General features: G+C 35.8%; 14 protein-coding genes. 13 read left to right on the plus strand and 1 reads right to left on the minus strand.

Annotated features, from left to right (window positions below; all coding sequences use genetic code 11):
- Positions 1-475 precede the first annotated feature (475 nt).
- The 11 genes from BN986_RS01005 (at position 476) to BN986_RS01055 (ending at position 14,022) form a co-directional block, all read left to right on the plus strand.
- The gene (locus tag BN986_RS01005; RefSeq protein ID WP_040977794.1) at positions 476-1,045 is read left to right on the plus strand and encodes a restriction endonuclease subunit S; all 570 of its coding nucleotides are present in this window, start codon (positions 476-478) and stop codon (positions 1,043-1,045) included.
- 18 nt (positions 1,046-1,063) lie between these two features.
- On the plus strand, positions 1,064-2,656 hold the full coding sequence (locus tag BN986_RS01010) for a type I restriction-modification system subunit M (RefSeq protein WP_040977795.1): 1,593 nt from the start codon (positions 1,064-1,066) through the stop codon (positions 2,654-2,656).
- Entirely contained in the window at positions 2,646-3,905 is a 1,260-nt protein-coding gene (locus BN986_RS01015) for a restriction endonuclease subunit S (RefSeq protein ID WP_040977796.1), read from the plus strand. Before BN986_RS01010 ends, BN986_RS01015 begins: the two co-directional genes overlap by 11 nt.
- A gap of 24 nt (positions 3,906-3,929) precedes the next feature.
- On the plus strand, positions 3,930-7,088 hold the full coding sequence (locus tag BN986_RS01020; protein WP_040977797.1) for a type I restriction endonuclease subunit R: 3,159 nt from the start codon (positions 3,930-3,932) through the stop codon (positions 7,086-7,088).
- Positions 7,089-8,090: 1,002 nt separating this feature from the next.
- Positions 8,091-9,047, plus strand: a complete 957-nt coding sequence (locus BN986_RS01025) for a sugar-binding transcriptional regulator (protein WP_040977798.1) — start codon at positions 8,091-8,093, stop codon at positions 9,045-9,047.
- Between the two features lie 197 nt (positions 9,048-9,244).
- Entirely contained in the window at positions 9,245-10,036 is a 792-nt protein-coding gene (locus tag BN986_RS01030) for an SDR family oxidoreductase (RefSeq protein ID WP_040977799.1), read from the plus strand.
- A 23-nt stretch (positions 10,037-10,059) separates the two neighbouring features.
- Entirely contained in the window at positions 10,060-10,491 is a 432-nt protein-coding gene (locus BN986_RS01035; protein WP_040977800.1) for a PTS sugar transporter subunit IIA, read from the plus strand.
- Complete coding sequence (locus BN986_RS01040; RefSeq protein ID WP_040977801.1) at positions 10,481-10,963, plus strand: mannose/fructose/sorbose PTS transporter subunit IIB; 483 nt, start codon at positions 10,481-10,483, stop codon at positions 10,961-10,963. The genes BN986_RS01035 and BN986_RS01040 overlap by 11 nt, the downstream gene beginning before the upstream one ends.
- 47 nt (positions 10,964-11,010) lie before the next feature.
- Positions 11,011-11,820 (plus strand): PTS mannose/fructose/sorbose transporter subunit IIC, encoded by an 810-nt coding sequence (locus tag BN986_RS01045; RefSeq protein WP_244444958.1) that lies wholly within the window; start codon positions 11,011-11,013, stop codon positions 11,818-11,820.
- Between the two features lie 14 nt (positions 11,821-11,834).
- The gene (locus BN986_RS01050; RefSeq protein WP_074435594.1) at positions 11,835-12,722 is read left to right on the plus strand and encodes a mannose/fructose/sorbose PTS transporter subunit IID; all 888 of its coding nucleotides are present in this window, start codon (positions 11,835-11,837) and stop codon (positions 12,720-12,722) included.
- A gap of 46 nt (positions 12,723-12,768) precedes the next feature.
- On the plus strand, positions 12,769-14,022 hold the full coding sequence (locus BN986_RS01055) for a zinc-binding dehydrogenase (protein ID WP_040977803.1): 1,254 nt from the start codon (positions 12,769-12,771) through the stop codon (positions 14,020-14,022).
- Positions 14,023-14,766: 744 nt separating this feature from the next.
- Here BN986_RS01055 and BN986_RS01060 read toward each other — a convergent pair.
- Positions 14,767-15,081: a helix-turn-helix domain-containing protein gene (locus BN986_RS01060; RefSeq protein WP_040977804.1), complete on the minus strand. Its 315-nt coding sequence runs from the start codon at positions 15,079-15,081 to the stop codon at positions 14,767-14,769.
- A 171-nt stretch (positions 15,082-15,252) separates the two neighbouring features.
- Here BN986_RS01060 and BN986_RS01065 point away from each other — a divergent pair, with 171 nt between their 5' ends.
- Together BN986_RS01065 and uxuA are read left to right on the plus strand one after the other, a co-directional pair.
- On the plus strand, positions 15,253-15,936 hold the full coding sequence (locus BN986_RS01065) for a GntR family transcriptional regulator (protein ID WP_148417050.1): 684 nt from the start codon (positions 15,253-15,255) through the stop codon (positions 15,934-15,936).
- A 70-nt stretch (positions 15,937-16,006) separates the two neighbouring features.
- A complete protein-coding gene (gene uxuA, locus BN986_RS01070; RefSeq protein WP_040977805.1) occupies positions 16,007-17,104 on the plus strand; it encodes a mannonate dehydratase in 1,098 nt (365 codons plus the stop codon).
- Positions 17,105-17,128: the final 24 nt, after the last annotated feature.

Here is a 17,128-nt window from a genome sequence, read left to right on the forward strand (position 1 = left end):
TTCGTTTTATTGCAGACCAGTGTGGCTCTTAGCAAGACTCTGTTAGTGCCTAGGGGTAAAGTGGTAAAAACATATGGACACTCGATTTTACCTTTTAATAGGTGTAAGCTATTGAATCCGGATGATTTAAATGTCTAAACAGTGTTTATGACTGAGCAAGATTGAATGATAATTTAGCTTCTACCTTATTGTCTAGTAATTTAGGTTTTTCTGTGAAAATGTTCCTGCAAAAAGTCATTTATCGATTTCTAGTACAATTATATAATCAGACTATCTCGGTAGATGAAAAAGGTTAAAAAACTTTCGAGTATAAGAGAAGCTGATTCCCAGTAAGTGGTGATAGAATTTATATTACTTGTTATAATTTTATGTAATTCTTTTAAATTACTATTGAGATGTTGACGTTTTGTTTTATAAGTGGTATTATTCAATTTCAATTAAGTAATTTCAAAGAATTACATTGTGAGGGTGGGGTATGAAACTTGAAGATATCGTAACGGTTAAAGTAGGAAGAAATCTCTCCAGAGAAAATGAGATATATAATCAATCTTTAAATATTTATACATACGAGGATTTAACAGATGATTTGAATGGCTTCTTTCTCGATTTACAAGAAAGTATCTCTAACGGAAATACAAATTATAAAGACAACCATTTAAGCAGAGTCGGGGAAGTGGTTTTCAGTTTTGTTAGTTCCAAGGCTGCCCTAGTTAGTGATGTAAACAAAGGGAAGGTTATTAATCAAAACTTTGCTAAACTTATCATTAAGTATAAACAATTAGATTGTAGCTATCTTTGTTATGTACTGAATGAATCAAACTATATGAAAAAGCAAATGTCTATTTCAATGCAAGGGAGTACAGTACGGAAACTAACACCTGCAATTTTAAAATCATTGGAATTAAAATTACCAACTATAGAAAAACAAGAAATGATAGGGAAAGCCTACCTCAAATTAAAGAAACGGCAAGCCTTAGCAAAAAAACAAGCAGATTTAGAAGAGCAACTTTATCTAGAAGTATTGAAACAATTAGAACAATCATAGAAAAGCGGGGAAGTTACAATGTTTGAATTAAATTCAAAATTATTTAGTGCTGCAGATAGCTTGCGCAGTAAAATGGATGCATCCGAATACAAAGATTATTTATTAGGGTTAATTTTCTATAAGTATTTATCGGATAAGTTATTAGTAAAAGTTGTGGAACTAGCGGATGAATCACTAGAAGAATACAACACACAAGAAAAACAAACCCAATTATATCGAGATTTATTAGCAGATGAAAATGTAAAGGATGACTTGGTTGAAACATTAGTCGATACATTAGGGCATCATATGGAACCGGATTACTTATTTAATGTATTGGCTGATCAAGCGAGACAAAATACGTTTCAATTGAATGATTTAAATAAAGCTTTTATTGATTTGTCTACGGGTTACGATCAATTTAGTGGCTTGTTTGATGATGTAGATTTGACTTCCAAAAAGCTCGGGTCAGATGATCAACAGCGTAACATTACTATTTCTGACGTATTGAAGAAATTAAGTGAGATTGATGTTATGGGACATGATGGCGATGTCATCGGGGATGCTTATGAGTATTTAATTGGTGAGTTTGCTTCAGAGGCAGGAAAGAAAGCTGGCGAATTCTATACCCCGAGTAAAGTGTCGGACATGATGGCTCAGATTGTAGCAATCGATCAAGAGGATAGAAAATTATTTAGTGTTTATGACCCAACGATGGGGTCTGGCTCCTTGATGCTGAATGTGCGAAATTATATTAATCATCCTGAAAGCGTGAAATATCACGGACAGGAGCTGAACACCACAACGTATAACTTGGCGAAGATGAATTTAATTTTGCATGGTGTTCGAAAAGAAGATATGCGCCTGCGTAATGGAGATACATTGAACAAAGATTGGCCGACAGATGAGCCTTATTTGTTTGATTCCGTTCTAATGAATCCGCCTTATTCTGCCAAATGGTCATCAGATAAAACATTTTTAGATGATTCCCGTTTCAATCGTTACGGCAAATTAGCACCTAAATCAAAAGCAGATTTTTCCTTTCTTTTACATGGATATTATCATTTGAAAGATTCAGGAACAATGGCAATCGTTTTACCACATGGTGTGTTGTTCCGTGGAGCTGCAGAAAGTGTCATTCGCAAAAAACTACTGGAAGATGGGAGTATCGATGCGGTTATTGGTATGCCAGCAAACCTTTTCTTTGGAACATCCATTCCGACAACCGTAATCATTTTAAAGAAAAATCGTGACAATCGTGATGTGTTATTTATTGATGCGAGTAAAGAGTTTTTCAAAGGAAGAAACCAAAATAAGTTGACGAAAGAAAATGTTGATAAGATAGTAGAGACGTATAAAAACAGAGAAAATGTGGAGAAGTATGCTTATCTAGCTTCTTTTGAAGATGTTAAAGAGAATGAGTTTAATTTGAATATTCCTAGATATGTTGATACGTTTGAAGAAGAAGAACCGGTTGACATGGCTGCGCTTGGTTCATCGATTCAAGAAATTCGAAAAGAAAAAGCGGAATTGGAATCGAGCCTGTATGAGACTATTTCTTCCTTGCAGTATGATAATGAAAATGAAGAATGGATTAAGGGTGCATTAGAGGTGTTTAATCGTGGGAAATAAACGAGTGCCAGAAATTCGGTTTCCTAGGTTTAGTGAAGAGTGGGATCCGCGTAAGTTAAGTGAACTTATGGATTTTTCAAATGGAATTAATGCACCAAAAGAGAGTTATGGCAAGGGTAGAAAAATGATTAGTGTTATGGATGTTCTTGATGAGAGTCCTATAAAATATAAAAACATTAGAAATTCAGTTGAAGTAGATAAAGAAAATGAATATAAAAATAGAGTAGAAAAAGGTGATTTGGTTTTTGTCAGGTCATCGGAAGTAGTTGAAGAAGTTGGATGGTCAAAGGCCTATTTAGAAGATGAATATGCTCTTTATAGTGGGTTTGCTATCCGCGGTAAGAAGAAAAATGAATATGATGCTAGATTTATCGAACTTAATTTAAATAGTTCTAGTCGAAAGCAAGTTGAGCGAAAAGCTGGAGGAAGTACACGTTTCAATGTCAGCCAATCCATTCTTAACAGTATTGTTATTAGAGACCCTAGTATAGAAGAACAAACCAAAATCGGTGAGCTCTTCAACCAACTAGAAGATACTATCACTCTTCATCAGCAAGAACTAACCACCCTCAAACAAACAAAACAGGGGTTCTTGCAAAAAATGTTTCCAAAAATAGGGGAGTCTCTGCCGGAAGTACGTTTCCCGGGGGTTACTAGTGATTGGAAAGATTATCGCCTATCAGATATAGGATCGACTTATACGGGGTTAAGCGGAAAGACTAAGGAAGATTTCGGTGCAGGAGAAGGTAGGTTTGTTACTTATAAGAATGTATTTGCAAATGTAAGAGCAAAGGAAGATTCTAGAAGGCTTGAAAAAGTAGATATCAGTGATGGAAAACATCAAAACAAAGTTATAAAAGGCGATCTTTTATTTACAACTTCTTCTGAAACACCTGAAGAGGTAGGGATGGTATCTTATTGGGGCGGTAGTATGGATAATGTTTATCTAAATAGCTTCTGTTTTGGCTATAGAATTAATGTCCCAGATATTGACCCACTATTTTTAGCTTACTTATTACGTTCAAGTAAGTATAGATTAAAAATAACAATACTAGCACAAGGATCAACTAGATTTAACTTGTCAAAAAAAGAACTGTTAAAGTTAATAATTGAGATTCCATCTATAGAAGAACAGTTGAAAATAGCCAATTTTTTCAAACAACTAGACAACACCATCGCTCTTTATCAACAAGAACTAGACACCCTAAAACAAACCAAAAAAGCTTTACTGCAAAAAATGTTTGTTTAAGCTGCAGAGAGGAGGAGGGAAATCATGACAAAGCCATCCCATAACAATGAAACGGAAGTCGAACGTCGGCTGATTGAAGTGTTGGGAGAAGGGTATAATCAGTGGTATTATCGCCCTGACTTAAAGTCTGAGGAAGACCTCTGGAACAACTTGCGTAAAAAAATAACACAAAATAATTTATCTGAACTTGGAGAACATCCGATTACAGATCAAGAATTCGATAAGATTAAAACAGAACTTTTATTAAAAACAAAAACCCCCTTTGATACTGCAAAATGGCTCAAAGGGGAGAATGGAATAGCACGAATCACTATTGAACGGGAGGACGCTTCATTAGACCCGATGTCATTAGTGTTGTATTCGAATCATGACATAGGCGGTGGAATTTCTTCATATGAAGTTGTCCATCAAATATCCAAACAAAAAAAGTACATAGATGATCGTGATCGACGCTTTGATGTTACGCTGTTAATTAACGGTTTGCCGATAGTTCAAATTGAATTAAAGCAAGCGAGTGCAAAAGATGGCGTATTCCAAGCGTTTAACCAAATAAAAAAATATGCTGAAGAAGGGATGTATCGAGGGAATATCTTCTCCACATTGCAGCTATTTGTCGTTTCCAATGAACAAACGACACGCTATTTTGCCAATGCGATGCCTAAATATATGCATAGGAAATTTTTATTTAGCTGGAGAACGACGGACAATCAAAAAGTAGAAAATCTCTATGAATTTGTGAAACAAGTTTTAAATATTCCGGATGCTCATCGATTGATTGCCGATTATACCATTGTGAGTGAAGACCAGGACAATAAAGTATTAATAGTTTTACAGCCGTATCAAATACATGCAATCCAATCCTTATATAAATCTGCCATGCAGCATAAGTCTGGGTTTGTTTGGCATGCAACTGGTTCTGGAAAAACATTAACCAGTTTTGTGTCTACCAAACTATTAGCGCAAAAGCCAGGTATCGATCGTACTATTATGCTTATAGACCGCAAAGATTTAGATAATCAAACAACATCAGAATTCACAAAATTTGCTTCAGAATATAATACTGGCATTTCTTCTGGTAATGTAAGATCTAATAGTTTAATTGTTGGTACTGGCAGTGCAAAAGAATTAAGTAGCACGCTGTTATCAGATGCCAATACAAATGCAGTCATCATTACGACGCGCCAGAAGTTAGAGTCTGCATTACGTTACGCACGAAAGGCTGAAGAGAGTAAAGGTACACAACGCTTTAAAAAGTTGTTGGGACAACATATCGTTTTTATCGTGGATGAATGTCATCGAGCTTTAAGTGCAGAAGGAATGGAAAAGATGAAAGATTTCTTTCCAAATTCTACATGGTTTGGTTTTACAGGTACACCAATCTTTAATGTTAATAAAAAGCAGGCGAAAGGGCAATTAGCACGTACGACCCGTGATCAATATGGAGAGGTTTTACATACTTATACCATTAAAAATGCCTTAGAAGACGGTGCTGTTTTAGGGTTTCAAGTAGAGCATGAAGATACAATTGAACGCACGTCTCTAAATAATTACATCTATGACAGGCTCCGTCAAAGTGAAAAGTATGCTGATGCAAAGGATATTAAAATAAATAATGAGATCGATCAAATGGATGGAATCAAGAAGGAAATGTATATAGAACCTGCTTCTTTTGAAAAAGATGAACATATTCAAAAGGTTATCCGCAAGATTTTCCGTCCAGATAACGCCTATATGAAATTTGATTTTCAAAATGGACGTCCGCAAAAATCCGCCATCTTAACAACAAGCTCTATTAAAATGGCAAAACGTTATTACCATGCAATTAAAGATATGGTTAAAGATGCTGATTGGCTGACAAATGAATTTGCTGATCACCCGATAAGAAAAGGGCGTACCATTGAAGATCCAGACTTTCCACGGATTGCGATTACGTATTCTTTAGAAGAAAACGAAGATAATGTAACAGAGAATCAGGATGAAATGAAAGAAATCATCAAAGATTATAATGATTTTTACGATACAGCCTGGTCTTTAGAAAGTATGGAACGTTATAACGGGGATATTAATAATCGGTTAGCACGGAAGAAAGCAGAATTTAAAGAGTTTGGCAAACAAATTGATCTTGTTATTGTCGTGGATCGTTTATTAACAGGGTTTGATGCACCAACTGTTCAAACGCTTTTTGTGGATCGAAATTTAAGTTATGCGAATTTGATTCAAGCTTTTTCTAGAACGAATCGAACTTACCCTGAAAAGACAAAGGGGTTAATTGTCACCTTTAGGAAGCCTTACACAATGGAGCAAAATGTACAGGAGGCAACAAAGCTCTATTCCGAAGACCAAGAAGAAACTTCATTGATTTATCCAACGTATGAAGAATCAAAAAAACGTCTCAAAAAGGCCCATAAAGAATTGCAGAAGATTGCACCAAATATAGAGGATATAAATGAACATACCCCTATGGAAACTCGAGTTGAATTTGTAAAGGCATTTCAGGAATTAAATAATTCTTATGAAGCGATAGTAACCTACGATGAATACAACGATGACATTAAATATTCAAATACATTCCAAGACCAAGTCATGACAATAGAAGAAACTGTAGGCATATATAACACAGTTAAAGGATCATTAATGGATGAAGAGGAGTCTGATGAACCAGAAGTTGATTTCTCTGATATTGAATTCTACGGGGGAAATACGGCTAAGATTTATGATATCGATGCAACCTATATTGATAAGTTATTAGAAACTTACTCAGCCAATAATAAAAATATCCGTGACGATATTGAAAATGCTCTCCGAAAACTAGAAAAAGCAGAAATCGTTAAGAATGTGTATCGTGCCATTTTAAACGCGATTGATAATAAAGAAGTAGATGTAGATGAAGATATTTTTATCATTAAAAGAGCATTCTTTACAGAGGCAAAAAATAATGCGATAGAGGATTTTTCCAACACATGGTTTGTAGAAAAAAATGCATTACATTTATCTGCGATTCAATATATGGTTGGGATGAACTATATTCCGAATACTAGTGACATCATTAATAGCAGGGATTTTAGTAAGTATAAAGATGTTAACCCTGAAGCAAAACCATTGAAGTATGGACCGGAGATGAAGCGCCAGTGGAGGAAAACATTAGATGAAGTGATTATACCATTGGATGATGAATTAAGATAGAATTGTTCATTTTTTCTCTCCCTACCTTTATAAATTAGTGAATCAACTATTTGGAATTACTTTGAATATTGCGAATGAAAAGAGCCGCTTGTGCGGAGTTTAAAGCCAGTAAGTGTGGAGAAAAGAGCCACCGTTTGCGGAACAGTGAGCCACTAATCGAACTAAATCATTTACAGAATATAGCCTGAGCCACAGCTAAGATGCTTGCTATTTACTGTAACGCCGGATTCTTTGCATTTATTTGCTGGGGGCCCTATCAGCGAGTGCTTAGATTCGGCCTGCCGTGTTATCATATTTGAGCAGGTGTGCCTCTTAGGCATTAATTGTGCCAGACCTGCGATAGTTCCCCAACACGGACAAAAGTTAAGTCAATGGTGACGGGCTAAGAAATTGCACTACTCCAAGAGCTGTGAGATAAGTTGTTTCAGAGTTTTATTGATAGCAGTTCTCTTTGTCGCACTTACTGGCCCAGTTGTCCACAAACGGTGGTTCAAAACTCCGCGCAACTGGCTCAATCTGTCCGCAATACTTACTTTGACTAAAATGGAGTTTATTATAACTGATTAATATTTCTATTTTATAATTTTGGTTATAATCATTTGTACTTCATTATAAAATGAAATGCAACGGCTAAAAAAACATTTTGAAACCACGTATGATAAACTAATCCTTTTTTTCAAGAGATTTATTATTAGAAAGAATAAGAATAAGCTGCAATTTAAATAAATACAAAAGTCAAGTTGATAAGTTTGAAGCATATCAGATGAAGGATATAAATGGGAGAATAGTACATCCTATTGAAATGTATAAATAAATTAAAGAGAAGTATAAATAGTCATCAAAACATAAATTCATAAGCTTAATATAGAAATATAATGTATCTATTCATGTATCTTTTATAGTATTAAAGAATTTGCTTTCATCCATTTTACAACCCTCACAATACTCTAGTATAATAACTACAAATACTCAAACCATGAACAATTGTGCAGGAGGTGGAACATGGATAACCTAGAAGAAGAGCGAACGCTATTAAAACTAGCACAAATGTATTACGAAAAAGACATGACACAAAGCGAAATTGCCAAGGAGCTAGATATTAACCGCTCAACAATCAGTCGTATGTTGAAAAAGGTGAGAGATAAGGGAATTGTAACTACTGTAATTAACTACGATATGTTTGATACATTTACTGTAGAGGAGCAGCTGAAAGAACGTTTCCAGCTGAAGGATGCTATTGTGGTCCCTGTGGGAGAAGAGCATTCCAAAGAAACAAAGCTATTAGCGATGGGACAAGCTTGTGCAAACTATCTCAATCAAATTGTCCAAAATAAAGATGTTATTGGCTTTTCGTGGGGAACCGGTTTAGGTAAGGCAGTAGAGCAATTAGAAACTACATCAAAGAAGGATATCCTTTGTGTGCCAATGATTGGTGGACCTTCTGGAAAGCTGGAGAGCAAATATCATGTAAATACGATTTGTTTCAAAGCTGCTGAGAAATTTAATGCACAGTCGCTGATGATTGATCTGCCAGCGATTTTAGATAATAGAGAAACACGAAATCAAATTCTTAAATCCGGTTATTTTGAGGAAATTTCTACAGTGTGGAATTTGGTGACAGTAGCGGTTTTTGGAATTGGATCGATGGAGATTAGCGGAGAAAGAATCTGGAAAGCTTTCTATGGCAATGCGGTGACGGAGGAATTTAAACGGGATAATGTAGTTGGTGATATCTGTTCTCACTTCTTTGATATCAATGGAGATGTTGTGAAAACAAGTGTGACGGATCGAACAATTAATATTGGCCTGGATAAAATAAGAAATGCGCGTTATTCCATTGGAGTTGCAGAGTCTAAGGAAAAGGTGAATGGAATTATTGGAGCGTTAAATAGCGATTTGATGAAAGTGCTGGTAACGACGGAAGAAACAGCAAAGTTAATATTGGAAAAGTCATCTTAATGATTAGAAGAATGGGCTAATTAGACGGTTTTCTTAGATAAAAAAGAGAATCGTCTTTTTTGTGGTCTAAAAAAGTTCACAGAAAATTATTTACAGAATGAATTGACAGAGCTAAACGATCACCTTATAATAAAATCAATCACAAATTCTCATTAGTTGCACAATTGTGCGATTAGATATTTAAAGGAGGAGAGAAAATGAGCGATTGGTTAGGAATTGGTAATAAGACGGTTATTGTAACAGGCGGTTCTTCAGGAATTGGGAGTGCGATCTCGGACGAGTTAGCGAAGCAAGGAGCAAATGTTGTTATTGCAGATATCCAGTCATCTAAGGATTTGCAAGAAAAACAAGTGTTTATTCAAACGGATGTTACGAAAAGAGACAGTGTAGCAAATATGGTAGATGAGGTTATAGATCGATTTGGAACGATCGATGGATTAGTGAATAATGCGGGTATCAATATTCCACGTTTATTGGTAGACAATGAAAGCGATTACTATGAATTGAATGATGCAACGTTCGATAAGATGATTGATATTAACCAAAAAGGTGTCTTTATTTGTTCGCAGCTGGTGGGTAAGAAAATGGCAGAAGCAAAACAAGGTGTCATTATTAACATGGCCTCTGAAAGCGGTTTAGAAGGTTCGGAAGGTCAGAGTATATATGCTGCTACTAAAGCTGCACTTTATAGTTATACAAGATCTTGGGCGAAAGAGCTTGGAAAATATCATATACGTGTAGCTGGTGTAGCGCCAGGAATATTGGAAGAAACAGGATTACGGACACAGGAATATGAAGAAGCACTGGCTTATACGAGAGGAATTTCTGTCGATGAACTTCGTGCAAGCTACGATAAAGTTTCCATTCCTATGAAGCGAGTTGGGAAGTTACAAGAAGTAGCAGATATGGTTAGTTTCTTACTTTCGGATCGCGCTTCCTACGTAACTGGAACAACATATAACATTACTGGAGGAAAATCCAGAGCATAATCAAGGTATAAAGGAGAGGTACTATGTTTTCAATTATCGTTGCAGCACATGGCAATTTAGCTGCTTCTCTCATGGAATCAGGAGAAATGATTAGTGGAGAAGCGAAGAATGTGTATAGTGTGGAGTTCAGGCCAGGAGAAAATACAGATACACTTATTGAAAAATATAACATCATTATTAATGGAGAAGGATTGACAGATTCCAAAATATTATTCTTAGTTGATTTATTTGGTGGTAGTCCATATAACGCAGCTAGCATGCTAGCAATGAAGAATGAGAATATCGATATTATCACGGGAGTGAATCTACCAATCTATCTAGAAACAAAGATGAACCAAAATTCCAAAGAATTAGAGGAAGTCGTGTCTTATATTAAAGAGATTGCACCATCAACGGTTGTTTCTTTTAAAGATTTAGCCGCAAATGTAGAGGAGGATGATTTAGATGAAGATTAATTTATCACGAATTGATGACCGCTTAATCCATGGACAAGTAACTACCGTTTGGACAAGAGAGGCAAATGCAGAAAGAATTATTGTGATTAGTGATGAAGTAGCAAAAGATGAAATGCGAAAAACGTTATTAAAACAAGCTGCGCCTCCAGGTGTCAAAGTCAATATCGTGGATGTAGAGAAAGCAGTTCGTGTTTATAACAATCCTAAATATGCAGATACAACGGTGTTTTTATTATTTGTGAATCCAATTGATGTATTAAATGTGGTGAAAGCAGGGTTGCCGTTAAAAGAAATTAATATTGGCGGAATGGCTTATCGTGACGGACGAAAGCAAATTACAAAGTCTATCAGTGTCAGTGAGGAAGAAATAAAAGCATTTAAAGAATTAAATGAGCTTGGTGTTTATTTGGATCTACGTGTTGTTTATTCGGATTCGTCTCAAGATTTTATGAACAAGCTTAAGGAAGTTTAAGAAGGAAAAGGAATGTTATTTGAAAAGAGGGGTGAAACATCTTGGATATTTCCGTTTTACAAGTAATATTGATTACGATCTTCGCGGCGATTGCGGGAATGGGCAGCGTACTAGACGAATTTCAAACACATCGGCCCTTAATTGCTTGTACAGTAATTGGTTTAATTCTTGGGGATGTAACAACCGGCATTATTTTAGGTGGAACGCTGGAATTAATCGCATTAGGTTGGATGAATATTGGAGCAGCGCAGTCACCAGATACAGCATTAGCCAGTATCATTTCTACCATTCTGGTTGTTGTAGGTGATCAGAGTATTCAAGCAGGTATTGCGATTGCTTTACCAGTAGCAGCAGCTGGACAGGTTTTAACCATCTTTGCAAGGACAATTACAGTTGCCTTCCAGCATGCTGCAGACAAAGCCGCAGAAAAAGTCAATTTCAGGGCTATTGATATGCTTCATTTGTCTGCTTTAGGTGTACAAGCGCTCCGGGTAGCTGTGCCATCCGTTATTGTAGCTGTACTTGTAGATGCTGCCACGGTTAACGCGATGCTAAACGCTATACCAGATGTAGTGACAGGTGGTTTGGAAGTTGCTGGTGGATTTATTGTAGTTGTTGGTTATGCCATGGTACTAAATATGATGAACGTCAAATATTTGATGCCCTTTTTCTTCTTAGGGTTTATCGTTGCAGCTTTTACAGATTTTACATTAGTTGCATTTGGAGCAATGGGTCTGATTATAGCAATTATTTACTTACAGCTAAATCCAAGATATCAAAACAGTCCGGCAGTAGCCACATCATCAGGTGCACCTCATCGTGGGGATGATGATTTAGACGATGAATTAGATGACTAGAGGAGGGATAAAAAATGAGCGAAAGTCAAGAAACTACTAAAAGCGCAAAGGGATTAGCAGCATTTAGCCTAGCTGATTTAGATGCTAAAAAATTAACAAAGCGTGATCTAATTAATATTTTTGTTCGTTCTAATTTTCAACAGGCTTCTTTTAACTATGAACGTATTCATGGGTTGGCTTTTGGGTTTGATATGATTCCAGTTATCAAGCGAATCTATGACACGGAGGAAGAGCAAAGGGCAGCGTTACAGCGTCATTTAGTGTTTTTCAACGTAACACCTGCCATGGCTGGACCGGTAATTGGTGTTACAGCCGCTTTAGAAGAAGCGCGTTCAGATGGAAAAGATATTGATGAAGGAACCATAAATAGTATGAAGGTTGGCTTAATGGGACCTTTAGCTGGTGTTGGTGATCCCATTGTATGGGGAACATTACGACCAATCACTGCAGCATTGGGGGCTTCATTAGCGCTCGCAGGAAACATTTTAGGCCCTATTTTATTCTTCCTATCATTTAATGCAGTTCGTTTAAGTATGAAATGGTTTGGTCTTGTTTACGGTTATAAAAAAGGATTAGATATTGTTAAAGATTTAGCTGGAAATATGCTGCAGAAGCTTACAGAAGGTGCAACGATTTTGGGACTCTTTATCATGGGCGTACTCGTATCTGAATGGACCGAAATAAATGTTCCCTTAGTTGTATCGGAAACGGTCAATCAAGAAGGAGAAACCACTGTTACAACCGTACAAAGTATTTTGGATCAATTAATGCCTGGATTATTAGGGTTACTACTAACATTACTTATGATGAAACTATTGAAAAAGAAAATCAATCCAATCTGGTTAATTTTCGGATTGTTTGGAGTAGGTATCTTAGGATACTGGTTAGGAATATTAGGATAAACAATATAAATAAAGGAATATTGTAAGAAGCAAGGAGTGAATAAGTTTGAAAACAACTGGATTGAGGTTATACGGACAAAGGGATTTACGTTTGGAAACATTTGAATTACCAGAAATAAAAGATGATGAAATTCTTGCATCGGTTGTAACAGACAGTTTATGTATGTCTTCTTGGAAAGCAGCAAATCAAGGTGAAAATCATAAAAAAGTGCCTGATGATGTTGCTGAAAATCCTGTGTTATTAGGACATGAGTTTTGTGGAGAAATTCTGGAGGTAGGTTCTAAATGGCAAGGGAAGTATAAGAAGGGTGAAAAGTATGTTGTGCAGGCGAATTTGCAATTAAAAGATCGTCCAGACTGTCCGGGCTATACCTTCCCATATACAGGCGGAGATGCTACCTATATTATTCTAGCAAAAGAAGTGATGGAGCAAGACTGTTTGCTTGAGTATAATGGAGAATCCTATTTTGAAGGATCGCTGATTGAACCATTATCGTGCGTGATTGGCGCATTCAAAGCAAACTACCATTTAATTGAAGGTACGTATGATCATAAAATGGGGATAAAAAAAGACGGTAATCTTATCATCTTAGGTGGCACTGGACCAATGGGATACTTAGCAATTGATTATGCTCTGCATGGACCTGTCCAGCCGAAAAAGCTAGTTGTCACTGGAAGATCACAAGAAAAAATTGATTTAGTAGAGAAACTGTATCCAAAAGAAGAAGGCGAAAAAGCTGGTGTCGAATTGGTTTATGTGAATACAGGAGAAGAAGAAAATCCTGCTGATGCATTAAATCAATTGGTTGATGGAAATGGCTATGATGATGTATTTGTTTTCGCTCCAGTTCAACAGCTCGTAGAACAAGGATCAGCTATCTTGGCTACAGATGGATGCTTTAACTTTTTTGCAGGTCCGCAAAATACGGATTTTAAAGCAGCTATTAACTTCTATGACATTCATTATCGATATACACATTATGTAGGAACCTCTGGTGGTAATACGGAGGATATGCGCGAGGCAGTAAAATTAATAGAAGCGAAAAAAGTAAATGTACAAAAAATTGTCTCTCATGTATTGGGACTAAATGACGCGAAGGAGACAACACTTCAGCTTCCAGATATTCCAGGAGGAAAGAAGTTGATTTACACGCATAAAGATATGCCAATCAAATCATTGGATGAAATCATGAAAGATACAAGTGATCCTCTTCATGAGATTTTAAGAAAGTATGATGGTCTCTGGTCGAAAGAAGCGGAAGATTATGTGTTAGCAAATCAGAAGGAGATTCAGGTGTAGGTTAAGAAGTTAATAAGAGTTTAAAAGAGCTGTTTGATTTTATCTTTAAATCGAACAGCTCTTTTTCATAGTAGGAAGCCAACATAGCTCGCTGAGAGTGAACAGTCATCTCGCATGCAGAATTGATATTCAACTATTATAATCACTCAAGTGTATGCATTCTTTCACCTTCTCCATATCCATCAGCTGTAGTTACTGTAATTTTTAAATTTCCAATCCCAAAGTTCCTAATATTGGTAATAAGATAGATCCTGAAGTTAAGGTCTAAATCAGCTTTATTAAGATGCACATTTAAATAAATGAGTATCTTATTACTCCCCGGATGAGCTTCTTCATTAATTTATTCAGTTTGAGTAGTTGCATTTACTAAAGTAAGTAGTAAAAAACCTTTTAGCTAATTAATTATATCAAAGTGATTTGAAATATATAGGAAATTAATTAATCCTAAAAGATTTAAACGACAGTTAGCTGGAAAGCAGAAAGTATTGAAATATAAATATCTTGGTAATATGGTTAGACAAATAAGCAGCGACTACGCAAGGTTGGATTGTACCAGCGTATATTGGTGGTATAACAGTAATGAAGTTTAACAAACAGTTTAGTAGGAGTATGGGATTTAGATTTAAATTGAAAATTTAAGATCTGATAATATCTATTCATTATTGATAGTTGTATTTCAGCGATGGTATTCAAAGGTATGTAACAAGATTAAATCAAATTAAATATCTATATTCTTCTGCTTCACTATTCTTCACTCTTTCTCTCCGCAATCAATTCCAAAAAATTAGAAAGAAGTTTCATCTCCTCATCCGTTAACTTCCGGGCACTCTCAACTAATTTAATAAGCTCTGCTGGCAGTTCCGGAACGGATCCAAAAAATTCACTCAATGAAATATCCAATGCATTACAAATTAGAGCTAATTTATCAAGGGAAGGAGAAGTTTTTCCACTTTCTATTTCACTTAAATAAGGCTGGGTAATGTATGCTTTTTTAGCTAGCCCAGTAACAGATATACCTTTAGCTAATCTGAGATTTTTAATTCTTTTTCCAATTTCCATACCACACCTCCTTATTCCATTATAAGGGCTGGAAAATAAGGATAAGCGGAGGTAAAAAGAATTATTTATAGTAAATAACTATAAAAATATTGACATTATCGTTATATGCTATATTATAGTATTTAATAAAAATTAGTATAACTACCATACTAGTATAAATAGAATACGGAGGTGTTTAATATTACTATTAACCTTGATATAAAAGGTTCTACGCGAGAGTTTGCATATAATCATCTTAAGGAACAAATTATAAATTGGGATTTGAAACCAGGTACGAAAATATCTGAAAAAGAAGTTGCTCAAATCTTAGAGGTGAGTCGTACGCCTGTCAGAGAAGCTTTTTTACAACTAGCTCAAGAGGAGCTTTTAACAATCGTTCCTCAGAGAGGGACCATTGTCTCTAAGATAGATTTGAGTTTAGTGGAGGAAGGCAGATTTGTTAGGGAACATATTGAAAAAGCGGTTGTTAGAGAAGTATGTGCAACTATTAATGAGAATCAGTTATTTCAATTAGAAACAAATCTTACTATGCAGGAGCTATGCCTGGAAAAAGGTTCACATAATCGGTTATTTCAGTTAGATGAAGAGTTTCATCAGCTATTATTTGAAATTTGTAATAAGAAAAGAACTTGGAATAATGTCAGAAGAATGAATAGTCATTTTGACAGATTAAGAATGTTAAGACTCGTGGAAAATCATGATTTTGAAGTTGTTTTGGATCAACATAAAGAGATCTTTAAAAGCATTTCTGAAAAAAATCCAGATAAAGCAGAATCAATTATGGAAAAGCATATGAAACTTGTATTTGTAGAATGGAAAGAATTAAAGGCTAAGAACCCGGAATACTTCAATTGATATAGTAATTCCTGGTTTAAAACTATTTGTAATCGTTATCGCAGGTTGCTGCTGGCTGGAGGTTGTTTAAGTGAGAATGGTATTTCGATGGTTTGGAAAAGATAATGACAGCGTTTCCTTGGAGCATATAAAACAAATCCCAGGTGTTGAGGGAGTTGTTTGGGCACTGCACGATGTTCCTGCAGGAGAGGTGTGGCCGCTGGATAAGATTAAGGAGCAAAAAGCTGAGATAGATGCTGCGGGGCTTCGCATGGATGTGGTGGAGAGTGTAAATATTCATGAAGATATAAAGCTTGGGCTGCCCTCCCGTGATCAATATATTGAGAATTACAAAAGGACAATTGAAAACCTTGCAAAGGTTAATGTAAAAGTGATTTGTTATAATTTCATGCCTGTTTTTGATTGGATTCGCACCAATCTTTTTGAAAAATTGGAAGATGGTTCTACCGCGTTATTTTACGAAAAAAGTAAGGTTGATAACATAGATCCGTTAGAGTTAGTAAAAAAAATATCTGCTAATCCGGATTATACAATGCCAGGGTGGGAGCCGGAAAGATTACATTCGCTTTCTAATCTATTTGAAGCGTATAAGAACGTAACAAATGATGATTTATGGAGGAATTTAGAGTATTTCTTAAATGAAATAATTCCTTTTGCCAGAGAACATGATATTAAATTGGCGATACATCCGGATGATCCGCCATGGCCAATTATGGGATTGCCAAGAATTATTACGTCTCAAGACAATATCCGAAAGTTATTGAACTTGGTAGATGATCCGTATAATAGTATAACGCTGTGCAGCGGTGCTCTCGGAGTAAATCTTGAAAATGATATTCCGGCAATGATTAGAGAATTCAAAGATAGAATTGCTTTTGCTCATATTCGTAACGTTAAAGTTTACGAAAATGGTGATTTCATAGAGACTTCCCATCGCTCAGAAGACGGATCTCTTAATATGAACGAAATTGTTAAGGCATATTATGAAACGGATTTCAAAGGTTATGCAAGACCAGACCATGGGAGACATATTTGGGAGGAACAATGCAGACCTGGTTACGGTCTCTATGATCGGGCTTTAGGAATTATGTATCTGTGGGGAATATGGGATACATTTCAACGAACAAATTTGCGCGAGAAGGCATTAAATGAATCGTTTGTAAGGTAAATTATTTAGATAAAACAAGGAAAG

This window comes from Oceanobacillus jeddahensis (assembly GCF_000750635.1).
GTDB classification, from domain to species: domain Bacteria; phylum Bacillota; class Bacilli; order Bacillales; family Amphibacillaceae; genus Oceanobacillus; species Oceanobacillus jeddahense.